The 14737-nt window shown below is 73.2% G+C and carries 10 protein-coding genes; 4 read left to right on the top strand and 6 right to left on the bottom strand.

The window, feature by feature from the left end; genetic code table 11:
* Positions 1 to 23: 23 nt before the first annotated feature.
* The 4 genes from ACWD0Y_RS18640 to ACWD0Y_RS18625 all read right to left on the bottom strand — a co-directional run bounded on the left by ACWD0Y_RS18640 (position 24) and on the right by ACWD0Y_RS18625 (position 5262).
* Positions 24 to 1487, bottom strand: coding sequence for a PrsW family intramembrane metalloprotease (locus ACWD0Y_RS18640; RefSeq protein ID WP_450261435.1), 1464 nt, complete (start codon positions 1485 to 1487; stop codon positions 24 to 26).
* 74 nt (positions 1488 to 1561) lie between these two features.
* Positions 1562 to 2356: a tRNA (guanosine(46)-N7)-methyltransferase TrmB gene (trmB, locus tag ACWD0Y_RS18635; protein WP_450261434.1), complete on the bottom strand. Its 795-nt coding sequence runs from the start codon at positions 2354 to 2356 to the stop codon at positions 1562 to 1564.
* Positions 2357 to 2422: 66 nt separating this feature from the next.
* Positions 2423 to 3655, bottom strand: coding sequence for an L-2-hydroxyglutarate oxidase (gene lhgO, locus ACWD0Y_RS18630; protein WP_450261433.1), 1233 nt, complete (start codon positions 3653 to 3655; stop codon positions 2423 to 2425).
* A gap of 167 nt (positions 3656 to 3822) precedes the next feature.
* Positions 3823 to 5262, bottom strand: a complete 1440-nt coding sequence (locus ACWD0Y_RS18625; protein ID WP_450261432.1) for an MFS transporter — start codon at positions 5260 to 5262, stop codon at positions 3823 to 3825.
* Between the two features lie 617 nt (positions 5263 to 5879).
* Between ACWD0Y_RS18625 and ACWD0Y_RS18620 the strand changes: the two genes are divergently transcribed.
* Complete coding sequence (locus ACWD0Y_RS18620; RefSeq protein ID WP_450261431.1) at positions 5880 to 8045, top strand: asparagine synthase-related protein; 2166 nt, start codon at positions 5880 to 5882, stop codon at positions 8043 to 8045.
* Between the two features lie 222 nt (positions 8046 to 8267).
* On the opposite strand, the gene ACWD0Y_RS18615 is transcribed toward ACWD0Y_RS18620, so the two are convergent.
* Positions 8268 to 9047, bottom strand: a complete 780-nt coding sequence (locus ACWD0Y_RS18615) for a TetR/AcrR family transcriptional regulator (RefSeq protein ID WP_450261430.1) — start codon at positions 9045 to 9047, stop codon at positions 8268 to 8270.
* A gap of 331 nt (positions 9048 to 9378) precedes the next feature.
* Here ACWD0Y_RS18615 and ACWD0Y_RS18610 point away from each other — a divergent pair, with 331 nt between their 5' ends.
* Together ACWD0Y_RS18610 and ACWD0Y_RS18605 are read left to right on the top strand one after the other, a co-directional pair.
* Entirely contained in the window at positions 9379 to 10719 is a 1341-nt protein-coding gene (locus tag ACWD0Y_RS18610; protein ID WP_450261429.1) for an NAD(P)/FAD-dependent oxidoreductase, read from the top strand.
* Between the two features lie 163 nt (positions 10720 to 10882).
* Positions 10883 to 12577, top strand: a complete 1695-nt coding sequence (locus tag ACWD0Y_RS18605) for an ATP-binding SpoIIE family protein phosphatase (protein WP_450261428.1) — start codon at positions 10883 to 10885, stop codon at positions 12575 to 12577.
* An 86-nt stretch (positions 12578 to 12663) separates the two neighbouring features.
* Here ACWD0Y_RS18605 and ACWD0Y_RS18600 read toward each other — a convergent pair whose 3' ends face one another.
* Positions 12664 to 13947, bottom strand: a complete 1284-nt coding sequence (locus ACWD0Y_RS18600; protein WP_450261469.1) for an MFS transporter — start codon at positions 13945 to 13947, stop codon at positions 12664 to 12666.
* Between the two features lie 137 nt (positions 13948 to 14084).
* On the opposite strand from ACWD0Y_RS18600, the gene ACWD0Y_RS18595 reads away from it, so the two are divergent.
* Positions 14085 to 14642, top strand: a complete 558-nt coding sequence (locus ACWD0Y_RS18595) for a MarR family winged helix-turn-helix transcriptional regulator (RefSeq protein WP_450261427.1) — start codon at positions 14085 to 14087, stop codon at positions 14640 to 14642.
* Positions 14643 to 14737 lie beyond the last annotated feature (95 nt).

The following is a 14737-nucleotide window of genomic DNA, read 5'->3' as shown; positions in this document are numbered from 1 at the left end:
CGTCGCCAGGGCTGCCGGCTCTGTTACCGCTGCTGCTGCCGGTACGGGTTGTGGACGGCGTGGTCCCGGTGAGGGGCGGAGCGCTGGGGCGGCGGTCCGTACCACGGCGCCGGCGACGGCCGCGGGTACGGCTGGGGCTGCCACGGGGGCGGTGGCGGGGCCCACACCCGGCCTGTCGCCCGCGCCGCGTACTCCAGGGCCGGCCCGGCCACGTCCCTGCGCTGCCACAGGTGGTGCAGCAGCTCCTGCTCGCGTGCGGTGAAGTCCGGGCCCACCGCGCCGCGGTGGGCCCGGTGGCGCAGGAAGGCCAGGGACGTCGCGAAGACCTCGTACTCGGCGACGGCACGGGCGGCGGCCCGGGACGCGGCCCGCCCGCCGGATGCCGCCCGGCTTCCGTACGGACTGCTTCCGTACGCGCGCGCCGCCGCGCCCCGTGCCAGCGAACGGGCCCGCATCGAGGCGAGCGCGGACGGCTCGGCCGGCCGCAGCCAGCCGGCGGCGGCGTAGGCGGGCAGTTCGGCGGCGATCGTGCGCAGCTCGCGCTGGCGCGTCCAGATCACCAGCCAGGTCAGCAGCGCGAAGGCGGGGACCATGAAGGCGGCGTACACCGCGTAGAAGCCGTACGTCCCGAAGGCCGCGGAGCCGTTCCACAGGGCGTGCACGCCCATGGCGAGCACCAGACCGAGCAGCGGCAGCGCGATCCGCCGCCACCGGCCCGGGCGCCGCTGCGGCGCGAGCGCGGCGAGCCCGAAGCCGATGCCCGTCAGCACCGTGAACAGCGGGTGCGCGAACGGCGACATCACGATGCGTACGAAGAAGGTCGCCGCGGTCACCGAGGCGAGGCCGGAGGCGCCCGCCGCCTGGTCCTCACCGAAGGCGTTGCCGAGATAGAGGATGTTCTCGGTGAAGGCGAAGCCGGTCGCCGTGAAGCCGGCGACGACCACTCCGTCGACGATCCCGGTGAAGTCCCGTCTGCGGAAAAGGAAGATCAGCAGTATCGCCGCCGCCTTCGCGCTCTCCTCGACGACCGGGGCTATCACCGTCGCGCCGAGGGATTCGGCCCCCGCCGGATCGGCGGTGGCCGTGGCTATCCAGCGGGTCGCGAAACTGTTCGCGATGATCGCGACGAGGGCCGCGGCGAACGCGCCCCAGGCGAAGGCGAAGACGAGGTTCCGCCAGGGTTCGGGCTCCACCCGGTCCAGCCAGCGGAACGCGGCGGCCAGCAGCGGCACCGGCAGTACCGCCAGCCCCAGGCCGACCAGGAAGCCCTGGGTGCCGGTCTGGTCGCGGACGATCGCCAGGATCACCAGGGCGCAGAGCGCGAGCAGCGTGATCACCGCGCCCGCGCGCACCGCCCTGGCACGCCACCAGGCGCGGCGCGGCTTGTAGCGCCAGTGCGCAGGCGGCGGTACGGCGGTGAACTGCGGCTGCTGCTCACAGTCCGGGACCGCCGGGTGGTGCCGGGGGTGCGGAGGCGACTCGTACACCCGACGACCCTAACGAGAGGTACTGACAGCCGGCGATGCCCAGGGACTCTGCCCGTGGGTTCTGGCCGCGGGTTCTACTTGCGGCGGAACAACAGGTCGTGCACGACATGGCCCTTGTCGAGCCCCTGCCCCTCGAAGCGGGTGAGCGGCCGGAATCCGGGCCTGGGCGCGTAACCGCCGTCCGGCACGGTGTTCTCGAAGCCGGGGTGCGCGGTGAGCACTTCCAGCATCTGCTCGGCGTACGGCTCCCAGTCGGTCGCGCAGTGCAGGAGCGCGCCGGGCGCGAGGCTGGGCGCGGCGAGGGAGAGGAACTCGGGCTGGATGAGGCGCCGCTTGTGGTGGCGCTTCTTCGGCCACGGGTCGGGGAAGTAGACGCGCAGCCCGGCGAGGGAGGCGGGCGGCAGCATCTCGCGGAGCAGGATGATCGCGTCGCCGTTGGCCACCCGGACGTTGGTGAGGCCGGCGCGCTCGGCGAGACCGAGCAGGTTGCCCTGCCCGGGGGTGTGCACGTCGACGGCGAGGATGCCGGTGCCGGGGTCTTCGGCGGCCATCTGCGCGGTGGCCTCACCCATCCCGAACCCGATCTCCAGCACGACCGGCATTCCACGGCCGCCGAAGAGCTCGTCGAGGTCGAGGACGCGCTGCCCGTCGATGTCCAGGCCCCACTGGGGCCAGAGCCGCTCCAGCGCTTCGGCCTGCCCCGTGGTCACCCGGCTGCGCCGCGGCTGGAAGCTGCGGATCCGCCGCTCGTGGTGCGATCCGGCGGGGTCGGGCGCGGGACCGCCGGGGAAGCGGGGCTCGCCCTTCGCTCGGTGGAAGGGGGAGACGTGGTGGGCGGCGCCGGGACGGACGCTGGAGGACTCAGACACAATGCCCCGATTCTACGGCGCGACGAACAGGAGGAGAAAAGCCCGGCAGCCCCGGAGGGCGGCGGCCTACCTCGCCCCCAGCGCCTCCAGCGCTCCCAGCGCCCGCCGTGCCACCCGCCTGCCGATCGGGAGCGAGGCGGTCGCCGCCGGGGACGGGGCGTTCAGGACATGGATCGTGCGCGGCGCCTCCCGGATCAGGAAGTCGTCGACCAGCGTCCCGTCCCGCAGCACCGCCTGCGCCCGCACCCCCGCCGGCGCCGCCCGCAGATCCGCCTCCGTGACCTCCGGCAGCAGCCGCCGCACCGCCTCCGTGAAGGCGCGCTTCGACACCGAGCGGTGCAGCTCACCCGCGCCGTACCGCCAGTGGCGCCGCGCTGTCCGCCAGGAGCCCGGCCAGCCGAGCGTCCCGGCCAGTTCGCGCGGCCGTACCACCGACCAGGCGTACCCCTCCCGCGCCAGCGCCGGCACCGCGTTCGGGCCGACGTGCACGCCGCCGTCGATGCCCCGCGTCAGATGCACCCCCAGGAAGGGGAACGCCGGATCAGGCACCGGGTAGACCAGGCCGCGCACCAGCTCCGGCCGGGCCAGCTCGTAGTACTCCCCCCGGAACGGGACGATCCGCACCCCCGGGTCGTCACCCGCCAGCCGCGCCACCCGGTCGCAGTGCAGCCCCGCGCAGTTCACCAGGACCCGCGCCCGCACCACCGTCCCGTCCGCCGTCCGCACGGCGACACCCCAGGGGCGCCGGTCGACGACGGTCACCTCCGCGCCGTACCGGATCTCCGCGCCCGACGTGCTCAGGCTCTCCGCGAGCTGCGCCGCGACCGCCCCGAAGTCGCACACACCGGTCGTGGCCACCTGGATCGCGGCCAGGCCCCGTATCTTCGGCTCGTACTCCGCTATCTGGGCGGGGCCGAGCTCCCGCACCGGAATGCCGTTCTCCCGGCCGCGCTGCACCAGGGCGTGCAGCCGCGGCAGTTCCGCCCGCTCCGTCGCGACGATCAGCTTGCCCGTCACCTCGTGCGCGATGCCGTACTCCGCGCAGAACTTGATCATCTCGGCCGCGCCCCGCACCGCGTACCGGGCCTTGAGCGAGCCCGGCCGGTAGTAGATGCCGCTGTGAATGACGCCGCTGTTGCGCCCGGTCTGGTGCAGGGCCGGGCCCCGCTCCTTCTCCAGCACCGTCACGCGCGTGCCCGGCGCGGCGCGCGTGACGGCGTACGCCGCCGAGAGACCGACGATTCCCGCGCCGATCACCAGCACGTCGCAGTCGTAACGGCCATAGCGGTCGTACGGCATCGCTTCACCTCCCACCACGGCCGTGTCCGGGTCCGTGTCCTCCCGGAGAGCGCCCCGGAGTCCCGATGATGCACTGACCCACTGACAGCGCCTTCAAACCACCGCCGGAGCCGCCCCTGAGCCCTGTCCCCCTGCCCCTGAGCCTGCCCCTGCTTCCGCGCCCGTCCCTACGCCGGTGCCACCAGCAGTGGCCGTGCCCGCTCCCGCAGCTCCGCGACCCGCGGCTCGTCGCCGTACGGCTCCAGCCGGTGCAGCAGGTCCCGTACGTACTCGGTCGTCCGCGCCGACGAGATCCGCCCCGCGACCTCCACCGCCCGCGTACCCGCCGCGCACGCCGCGTCCAGGTTCCCCGACTCCAGTTCGGCGACGGCCGACACCACCAGGCGCAGGCCGTGCGAGCGCACGAACTCCTCCGTCGGCCGCGACAGCGCCTGCTCCGTGAACCGCCGCACCTGCCGGGGCGCCTTCAGGTCGCGGTAGCACTCCGCCGCGTCGGCCGCGAACCTGTCGTACGAGTAGAAGCCCAGCCAGGACGGGTCCGGATCGCCCTCCCGCGCCCGCTCCAGCCACCCCTCGGCCGCCCTCAGCGCGGCCCCCGCCGCCTGCGCGTCACCCGCCTTCGCGTGCGCCCGCGCCTCCACGAGCCGGAAGAAGCTCATGGTGCGGGCGGTCGCCAGGCCCCGGTTCCGCTCCAGGGCGGCCTGTGCGAGGTCCACGCCCTCGTCGGCGAAGCCCCGGTAGGTCGCCTGGAGCGACATCGACGCCAGGACGTACCCGCCCAGCGGCACGTCGGCCGCCGCGCGGGCGAGCCTCAGCGCCTGGATGTAGTACCGCTGGGCGGCCTCCTGCTGCCCGGTGTCGAAGGCCATCCACCCGGCCAGCCTGGTCAGTTCGGACGTGGCGCCGAAGAGCGAACGGCCGACGTCGTCGCTGTACGAGCCGAGGAGCAGCGGCGCCGCGTCCACCCGTAAGCACTCCGGGACCATCGACGAACGCCAGTCCCCGCCCCCGTACTTGGAGTCCCAGCGCCGCGCGTCCTCCGCCGCCTCCCGCAGCTTGGCCACATCCGCGTGCCCCACCCGCAGCGGCGTCGCGTCGGACGCCGGCTCGCTGGGCGACGTCGCCGTGGAGTCCCGCGCGACCGACGAGTCGGCGGGTGTTATCAGCCACCGGGACGCGGGTGTGGCGTACGCGCTCACCGCGAACGAACCGGCCAGCGACTGCCAGATGCCGCCGCCGCCCGCCCGCCTGCCCGCCAGGTCCAGCCGGTACAGCTCGGTCGCCGACCGCACCGCGGCCGACACGTCGCGCGGAAAGGCCAGGCCGACCTCCGGCGCCGGGTCGGCGTCCGCCAGGCCGATCTCGTGCAGCGGCACGGGGCGGCCGAGCTTGGCGCCGATGGCGGCGGCGATCAGATGGGGCGCGGCGCCCTGCGGCACCATGCCCTTGGACACCCACCTGGCCACCGACGTCTTGTCGTAACGAAGTGTCAGGCCGCGTTGCGACCCGAGATCGTTGACCCGCCTCGCCAGGCCGGCGTTGCTGATTCCCGCGAGGGCGAGAACCGTGCCGAGCTTTTCGTTCGGCCCGCGTTGTTCCCTGGACATGCGCCACCCCTCGCCACAGACGGCCGTCCGCCGGGACATTCCCGGCCTTACTGCCCGCACGAGCGCGCGGCCAGCCCAGCCGGAATATGCGGCCCGCGCAGGACATCAGTAAACCCAGCGTAGTTCTCCGCATCCCGACCGTTAAGGGGCGGTGTTCCGTATGGCGAGATTCGTGTAGTTACACGAACGCCCGTGCCCCGCCCCGTGCTCCGTGCGTGTGGCCGTGCGCCCGCCCGTGCGCTCTCGTCGGGCTCGTGCCGGAGCCGCTTCCATGGGAGTCGCGTGGGTCGGCCCGCTGCACTGGATCCAGCGGGCTGGGGGACACCGCCGCCTTCATCCCCGCGGGTGGCGGACCGGTCCGGGAGGCGAACAGCGCCTCCCGGACCGTGCGTTCACCCGTGGCTGCGCCGCGCCCGCAGAATGGCCGAATGGCGCCTGTCGCCCAAACCGGCCGAAGTCCTGCGCGCAGCGGGCGCATTGTCTTGCCCGCACGCCTTCCACAGCCCCTCTCGTACGCCGTTGTCGTGGCAGCATGGTCCCGAAGCTACTTCTCGCAGTTGTTTCTCGAGGCTGCTTCGGTACGTGCGTTTGGTTGTCCACAGCCTGTGGAGGCGGCGATGCGATGGTTGGTGGGGTGGAGCAGTGTCGCCGCCAGCTTCGGGACGGTGGGCGCGGTCGGCACGGCCGGCGCCACCCCTTCCTCCGGCTCTCCGGGCTCCTCCGCCTTCTCCGACCACGAATCCCTCACCGTGCACCCGGTCGGCGCCCAGCTCCTGTGGGGTGACCCCGACCCCCTGTGGGCCGTCGGGGACTGGCGCCCCGACGAGGTCCGCACCCTCAGCGTCGACGCCTTCACCCGGATCGCCGTCCTCGGCTGCTGCGGCGCGTCCGACGAAGAACTGCGCGTCGGCCTCTTCGCGGCGCGCGGCGGCGCACTGCGGCACCTGACCGCGTGGTCCGGCAGTTACACCGCCGTCGTCCAGGTCGGCCGGCGCGTCACCGTGGCCGGTGACCTGGCAGGTGCCCGGCCCGTCTTCTACACGCCCTGGGCCAATGGCACCGCGTACGCCACCGCCGCGCTCCCACTCGCCGACCTCATCGAGGCACAGCTCGACATCGGCCACCTCGCGGCGCTGCTCGCCTGCCCCGACGTCCCCGAGGCGCTGCGCGACGGCACGCCGTACGCAGGCGTACGGCGCATCCCGCCGGGGCACGCCCTCGTCCTGCGCGAGGGCTCGCGCGAGATCACCGGCTACGAACCGGTGGCCTCCCTCGCCGTCGCCGCGCCCCAGCTCGACCCGGAGCGCGCGGTCGACGGCGTACGCGACGCCCTGGTCGAAGCGGTACGGGCCAGGCTCACCGCACCGCGCCACGCCCCCGAGACCCTGCCGCCCGACCCGGGTCCCGTCCCCGGCATGGGCCCCGCCGAGCGCCGGGCCGCCCGCGGCGCGCCCGTCCCCGGCATCGGCGCCGACCTCTCCGGCGGCAGCGCCTCCGCCACCCTCGCCCTGCTGGCCGCGGGCCTGCCGGGGCTGCCCGGCACGGTCCTGGGCCACGGCACGGGCGCGGGGGAGCGGCTGCTCGCCGTCACCTTCAACGACCTGACCGCCGAAGACCGGGGGAACAAGGCGGAGTTGGAGCGGGCCGGTGCCATCGCCGCCAACCCCCGCCTGCACCACGTGGTCGTCGCCGCCGGTGAAGAGGCCCTTCCGTACGCCGATCTGGGCAGCGGCCCGCTCACCGACGAACCGGGTCCGTCCCTGGTCACCGCCGAGCGCCACCGCCGCCGTCTCGCCGCCGGCAGCGCCGACCACTTCACGGGGCACGGTGCCCGCCAGGTCCTCGACGCCCACCCGGCCCGCCTCGCCGACCTGCTCATGGACCGCAGACGGCGCGACATGCTGCGCCCCGTCACCGCGCTGGCCAAGGTCGAAGGACCCTCCGCCCACTCGCTCTTCGTCCCGCTGACCGTCTACCGCGCCGCCCGCCGCCTCGCCCGTACGCCGTACCGCGCGGGCATCGAGGAGACGGCGGGCCGCCTCATGGAGCGCCGCTTCGACGAACCGGGCGCCAGGGGCGGGGGAAACGGCGGCGCGGGCAGCGCGCTGGACGCCTCACTGGCCGCCCTCGCCTGGAGCAGGCCGGGGCCGGCCGCACGCTGGCTGACGGGTGAGGCGCTGGCTGAAGTATCGGTTCGCCTCCAGGGGGCGGCGACCAGACCCACGTCCGTGCAGCGCCCCGGTGAGGCCCGCGCGCGGGCCGCCCTGGCCCGCGCCGCCGCCGACCACCGGGTCTTCGAGCAGGCCGCGGAGGTCCGCAGCCAGCGTCTGCACGCGCCCTTCCTCGACAACCAGGTCGTACGGGCGTCCCGCAACCTCCCCGAAGCCCTGCGCGTCCAGCCGGGCGCGCGCGCCGCGATCCTGCGCACGGTCCTGTCCGGTGCGGGGATCAAGGACCTGCCGCCCGGCTGGGGCGCCACGTCCCACGCCTCTTCGGCGGCGGCCGCCCGCGCCGGCCTGCGCGCCGCCGTCGGCGACCTGATCGCGCTCTTCGACGCGCCACTGCTGGCCGACGCGGGTCTGATCGAGGCCCGTGTCGTACGCAAGGCCCTGCGCGCGGCGGCCGAGGGCGAACCCGTACCGCTCGACGGGATCGCCGACCTGGTCTCCACGGAGCTGTGGCTGCGCCGCCTGGTGTCGCGCCGGGGCACGTGCTGGACGGGCACGGCGGCCCCCCGTCAGCGCGCGGTGGCCGGCGGAGTCCCCCCGCGCCGCGCACTCTGACCGGGCAACCGCCCGCCCCGGCCGCGCCGCCCGCCGGACGTGCTGAAAAGCCGCCGCGGCCCGGGAAATCCACCCGGACCGCGGCGGGAAGCCCCGCCCGAAGGACCGGAGCCGTCCGCCCCCCGGCGAACAGGCGGACCGACGGGCGAACGCCCACGAAGCGACGAAGCCACGAGACATGGCCCCACGGGCCTGCGGACCCGCGGACCCACGCCCACGCACCTACACGGGCCTGGACCGCAGGCCTTCCAGCAGGATGTCCAGCAGCCGGGCGGAAGCCGCCGCCTGCTGCGCCGCGTCCGGCAGCGAAGGCGCAGCCGTGGCGATCACCAGCAGCACGTCGGCCACCGTCACATCGCCGCGCAGCTCACCGGCCGCACGCGCCCGGTCCACGAGCCGCCCCACGACCTCCAGCAGCGCCGCGGCACCCGCGTCGTCACTCCCGAGGCCGTCCGTCCCGGCACCGCCGTCGTCCGTGGGCCGCGGCTCGACCAGTCGCAGGTCCGGCGCCGCCGGCCCCACGGCCTGCCGCTGCTGCGGCACCCGCGCCTCGTCCCGCGCCGACGGCGACTCACCGCCGTCGCCGCCCTCCACGCCCACCCGCAGCACCTGCGGCGGCAGCAGCCGGCCCGCGCCGGACGCCACCGAAGTGCGCAGGAAGCGGGACAGCGCCGACCACGGCTCGTCCTCCTGGCCCAGGGCCGTACGCGCCTGATCGGTCAGCCGGGAGGTCTCCTCCTCGGCTATTCGGCGCACCAGCACGTCCTTGCTCGGGAAACGGCGGTACACCGTCCCGACCCCGACCCTGGCCCGTCGCGCGACGTCCTCCATCGGCGCCCCGTAGCCCAGCTCGCCGAACACCTCGCGAGCGGCCCGCAGTACATGCTCAAGATTGCGCTGTGCGTCCACACGCAGCGGCGCGGAACGAGATCCTCCAGACCCCGCGCGCCCGTTGCCGTCGGATGTGACGGCAGCCTGCCATTGAGAGTTTTGAATGTGCATCAGCGTTCCCCCGGTAATGATGTCTCCCCCCGGAGACTCCCCGCCCTGACAGTCGGCCGGGACCGCATACCCGGCCGCCCCGACGAGATACGAACATAGTTGAGCGCGCGTAGATTCAGAAGGGGGTAGTTCCGCCCGGAGCGCCCGCCCGATCGGAGTATGGGACGAAACCTTCCTGATCCGGTCGCCGCCCGTGCCCCGTTCACGCCCCCTGACCTGCGCACCTTCCGCATCGCAGCGGAATTCCCGCACCTCACGGAGCACAAGACCTGCGGTCACACAATTTGCCGGGCCTGTGGACAAACTCCTGAGCCCGTTGCGTCATGGGACAGTGACAGAACCTGCGCGCATTCTCGTTGTCGGCGGCGGCTACGTCGGGATGTACACCGCGCTGCACCTCCAGCGGAAGCTGAGGAGCGGCGAGGCCGAGGTCGTCGTGGTGACCCCCGACCCCTACATGACCTACCAGCCGTTCCTGCCCGAAGCGGCGGCCGGCTCCATCTCCCCGCGCCACGTCGTGGTCCCGCTCCGCCGCGTCCTGGACAAGTGCAAGATCGTCATCGGCGAGGCGAAGTCGGTCGACCACGCCAAGCGCACCGCGACCGTCACCACCCTCGCCACCGAGGAGGAGGGCAGCGGCGCCATCGAGATCACGTACGACGAACTCGTCCTCGCGCCCGGCTCCGTCTCCCGCACCCTCCCGGTCCCCGGCCTCGCCGACTACGGCATCGGCTTCAAGACCGTCGAAGAGGCCATCGGCCTGCGCAACCACGTCATCGAGCAGATGGACATCGCGTCCACCACCCGCGACCCGGCCGTCCGCGACGCCGCCCTCACCTTCGTCTTCGTCGGCGGCGGTTACGCGGGCGTGGAAGCGCTGGGCGAGCTGGAGGACATGGCCCGCTACGCCACCCGCTACTACCACAACGTCAAGCCCGCGGACATGAAGTGGATCCTCGTCGAGGCATCCGGGCGGATCCTCCCCGAGGTCGGCGAGGAGATGGGCAAGTACGCGATCCGCGAACTGCGCGGCCGCAACATCGACGTACGCCTGGAGACCCGCCTCGACTCCTGCGCGGACCGCGTCGCCGTCCTCAGCGACGGCTCCCGTTTCCCCACCCGCACCGTCGTGTGGACCGCCGGCGTCAAGCCGCACCCCGTCCTCGCCGCGAGCGACCTGCCGCTGAACGAACGCGGCCGCCTCACCGCCACCCCCAGGCTCACGGTCGAAGGAACCGAACACGCCTGGACGGCCGGAGACGCCGCCGCCGTCCCCGACCTCACCGCGCCCGAGAAGGGCAAGGAGTGCGCTCCCAACGCCCAGCACGCCGTACGCCAGGCCAAGGTCCTCGCCGAGAACGTCCTGGCCTCGCTGCGCGGCGAACCGCTGAAGAACTACGAGCACAAATACGTCGGTTCCGTCGCCTCGCTCGGTCTCCACAGGGGGGTCGCGCACGTCTACGGCCGCAAGCTCAAGGGCTACCCGGCCTGGCTGATGCACCGCACCTACCACCTCAGCAGGGTGCCGACCTTCAACCGCAAGGCCAGGGTCCTCGCCGAATGGACGCTCGCCGGACTCTTCAAGCGCGAGATCGTTTCGCTCGGCTCGCTGGAACACCCGCGAGCCGAATTCGAGCTGGCGGCGGGCGGCAAGCCACCCAAGACCAAGTGACGGTTGTCAGTGCGGTCGGTCACACTGGACGTGTGACCATAGGTGGGCCCACATCTGCACAGAGTGACCCGCCGTGACGGCACAGCAGTTCCCGGCAGCCCCGGCGCCCCCGGCGTCAGCAACGCACCACCACGCACCGCGACACCATGAGGCTTGAAAGTCAGTGAACTTCACGCGCTGGAGCGCCCGTTTCCCCGGAACGCAGCGCCGCGCCGCAGCGCGGACCGACCGCGGCTCCGTCCCGGCGGCCCGCGGTGAGTACGGCCGGCAGTCCGAGCAGGCACCCGACGGATCCGACGCGCTCGACGGGTCCGACGCGCCCGGCGACGCCCCGCCGCACCCTCTGACGGACCTCTCCGTCCGCGAGGTCCTCGGCCGGCTCCCCGCCCTCGTCGCCCTGGTGTACGGCCCCGAGCACCGCGTCGCGTACGTCAACGACGCCTACGCCGCGGTCTTCGGCCCCCGCGAGACCGGCGTCCCCGCCGCCGTCGCCCTCCCCGAACTGGACGAGCTCGGCCTGTTCCCGCTCATGGACCAGGTCCTGCGCAGCGGAACGCCCCGTACGGTCAAGTCCCGCAAGGTGTCCAAGGGCGGCTCGTACACCATCACCTGCACGCCGATCGAGGTCCCGGGCGGCGGCGCGGACGGGCACGGAGCCAAAGAGGGCGGCGTTCTCGTCTTCGCCGCCGACGTCACCGACCACGCGGAGGCCGCCGAGCGCCTGCGTGCCAGCGAACGCCGCCTGCGCGAGACGGCCGTGACCCTCCAGCGCTCGCTCCTCCCCCAGGAGCTGGAACAGCCCGACGACCTGCGCATCGCCGCCACGTACCAGCCGGGCGGTACGGACGCGGCGGTCGGCGGCGACTGGTACGACGTGATCACCCTCGGCGCGGGCCGTACGGCCCTGGTCATCGGCGACGTGATGGGCCGCGGGGTGCGCGCCGCCGCCGTCATGGGCCAGCTCCGCACGGCGGTCCGCGCATACGCCCGCCTCGACCTCCCGCCCCACGAGGTCCTGCAGCTCCTGGACGGCCTGGCCGCCGAGATCGACGCCAACCAGATCGCGACGTGCGCGTACGCCGTCCACGACCCCAACGAGGGCCGCCTCGTCTACGCGTCGGCGGGCCACCTCCCCATCCTCGTCCGCGACGAGGACGGCACGGTCCGCCGCGCCGAGGACCACACGGGCCCCCCGCTCGGCACCGGCGGCTGGATGCACACCTCGGGCACGATCGCCCTCCCGCCGGGTTCCACGGCCGTCCTCTATACGGACGGCCTCGTCGAGCGCCGCCGCGAGGACATCGACGAGGGCGTCGCCGCCCTGGAACGCGCCCTGTCCGGCGCCACCGGCACGCCCCAGGTCGTCTGCGACCGCCTGATCCGCGCACTGGGCGTCACCGCCGACCACGACGACGACGTGGCGGTACTGGTCCTCCAGCACCCCACCCGCACGGGCTCGGACGCGGAGCTCTTCCACAACGCCGCACTGGACCTGCTCGGCGGCATAGAGGCGGCCCCCCGCGCCCGCGCCTTCGCCACCGGAGTCCTCGCCTCCTGGCGCTTCCCGGTGGAGCTGTGCGACCTGGGCGTACTGGCCGCGAGCGAGCTCGTCGCGAACTCCCTCCAGCACGGCACGCCCCCCATGCGCCTGCGCCTGCGCCGCACGGACCGCCGCCTGATCATCGAGGTGACGGACGGCGACGACCACCTGCCGCGCCGCCGCCGCGCCGAACCGGCGGACGAAGCGGGCCGCGGCATCTCGATCGTCGCGACGATCGCCTCGTCCTGGGGCAGCCGCCGCACGCAGGGCGGCGGCAAAGCGGTCTGGTGCGAATTCGCCCTCCCGCCCCTTCCCTGACCTGCCGGAACTCCACCCGAGGCACGAAAGGTGCGGGGCGGGGAAAGAAACTCCCCGCCCCGCACCTTTTCACCTCACCACTCGGCTCACTGCTCGGCCGCGGCGAGATCCTTCACCGGCACGCCCGAAGCCACGACCCGCGACCTGGCCGGCAGCGGCCGGTCCTGCACCGCCGTCAGCTGTCTGCCGAGCCGCAGCGCCAGCACGCTGATGCCCAGCGAGAAGACGATGAAGGTGAGGATGTACGGCGCGTGCAGCGACGCGCCCATCGGCCCGCCCACCGCGGGCCCGACGGCCAGAGCAAGCTGCTTGACCAGTGCGAAGGCCGAGTTGTACTGCCCGACCATCGACTCCGGCGCCAGGTCCGCGACCAACGGCGCGAGGGTCGGCGACAGCATCGCCTCGCCGAGCCCGAAGAGGGCGTACGTCGAGATGAACGCGGCCGTGGCCATCGTCTGGCTGCCGTGCCCGAGACCGGCGTACCCCGCCACGATCCACGCGACGGCCCAGATCAGCCCGACCAGCGCGATGACGCGCGACCGCCGCCGCCGCTCGACGAGCCGCAGCACCACGAACTGAGCGATCACGATGACCGCGGTGTTGGCCGCGAGGGCGATCCCCAGCGTCGACGGCTGAATCCCGGCCGCCTCGGTCCCGTACGCGGCGAGCCCGGACTCGAACTGCCCGTAGCAGGCGAAGAACAGTACGAACCCGAGTCCGCACAGCTGCACCATCGCCCGGTGCCCGAGCAGCGCCCGCAGTCCGCCCTTGGAGCCGGAGCCGTCCTGCGGCACGGTGCCGGGAATGACGGCCGAGCGCGGCAGCCGGACGCTCGCACCGATCCCCGCCAGCACCAGGAACATCACGGCCTCGATGCTGAAGAGCAGCAGGAAACTGTCGGGCCGGCTCTCGTCGACGAGCTGGCCGCCGATGAGACCGCCGATGCCGAGACCCAGGTTCGCGAGGAAGAACTGCATGGCGAACGCCCGCGTACGGGTGGTGGGCGTCGAGCACCACACGATCATCGTGGCGAGCGCCGGCTGCACGACCGCCGTGCCCGCGCCGAGCAGCGCGGCGGACAGCAGGACCATCGGTGTGGTGCTCGCGAGCCCCATGCACAGAGCGCCGACGGCGGCACTGACCGCACCGCCGACCAGCACGGGCAGCGGCCCGCGCCGGTCGATGACACGCCCGGTGAAGGGCAGGACGACGAGTGCGGCCACAGCAAAGACGGCGAGCACCACACCTGCTGTACTCGCGCCCAGATCCCGCACTTGCGCGACGTACACATACAGATACGGAACGGTGAACCCGATACCGAACGCACTCAGCGCGTTCCCCATCTGGATCCGGCGCATCGCGGCGCCCATTGCCCTGGTCACACTCACCTGCCTCAAGGTTCGAAAGAGAAGAGCTGAAGCCTGAAGACTTCAACTATAAAGTTAGAGCCTGAACAGTACACCCCGAAGGACTTAACCGCCAACGACTCCGTGCCATACTGCGCGGCATGCCTGAGACCCAAGAGCCGTCCGGCCCCCAGGAGCCGAGCCTCGACGAACAGATCGCCGCCTACCAGCGCGAGTACGGCGACCTGGACCCGCAGGTGGAGAAGGTCGTCTCGGCCCTCGGCCGCCTCAACCGCCGCATGAACGTCGCGTACGGCCGCCAGATCGCCGCACTCGGCATCAGCAACACGGAGTGGGAAGTCCTCAAGACCCTCGTGGTCTCCGGCGCTCCCTACCGCCTGGGCCCCGGCGAACTCGCGAAGCGCCTCGGCCTCACCCCGGCCGCCATGACCCACCGCATCGACCGGATGGCGGCGGACGGCCTGGTGACCCGGGACCGCGACGAGAACAACCGCGTGCGCGTGATCGTGGAACTCACCGACGAGGGCCGCGCCAAGTGGCTGGAAGCGATGCGGATGGCATCGAGCTTCGAGGAGGACCTGCTCCAGGACCTCTCCTCCGACGAACGCGGCTCGCTCGGCGAGATGCTGATCCGGCTGCTGCGCCGGGTCGAGGACGCCCAGCCGGACGCCGGCGGACGCCTCACGGACCTCGACTGACGGCCCATCGGCGGGGGTTGACACGGCCTCCGCCGGTCCGTAAGGTACTGCGAGTTGTCGGGGAGCCGGAACGGTTCTGCGACAGCCACTCGCCG

Source organism: Streptomyces altiplanensis, assembly GCF_053591575.1.
The sequence above is the reverse complement of the archived record's forward strand: the minus strand, read 5'-3'. Positions and strand labels throughout refer to the sequence as shown.

What these genes read in the sequence shown, in the direction of transcription:
- lhgO (WP_450261433.1), bottom strand. Translation starts at nt 3,655, where the DNA reads ATGCCGTACGACCGCTATGGCCGTTACGACTGCGACGTGCTGGTGATC.
- ACWD0Y_RS18625 (WP_450261432.1), bottom strand. Translation starts at nt 5,262, where the DNA reads ATGTCCAGGGAACAACGCGGGCCGAACGAAAAGCTCGGCACGGTTCTC.
- ACWD0Y_RS18620 (WP_450261431.1), top strand. Translation starts at nt 5,880, where the DNA reads ATGCGATGGTTGGTGGGGTGGAGCAGTGTCGCCGCCAGCTTCGGGACG.
- ACWD0Y_RS18615 (WP_450261430.1), bottom strand. Translation starts at nt 9,047, where the DNA reads ATGCACATTCAAAACTCTCAATGGCAGGCTGCCGTCACATCCGACGGC.
- ACWD0Y_RS18600 (WP_450261469.1), bottom strand. Translation starts at nt 13,947, where the DNA reads ATGGGCGCCGCGATGCGCCGGATCCAGATGGGGAACGCGCTGAGTGCG.
- ACWD0Y_RS18595 (WP_450261427.1), top strand. Translation starts at nt 14,085, where the DNA reads ATGCCTGAGACCCAAGAGCCGTCCGGCCCCCAGGAGCCGAGCCTCGAC.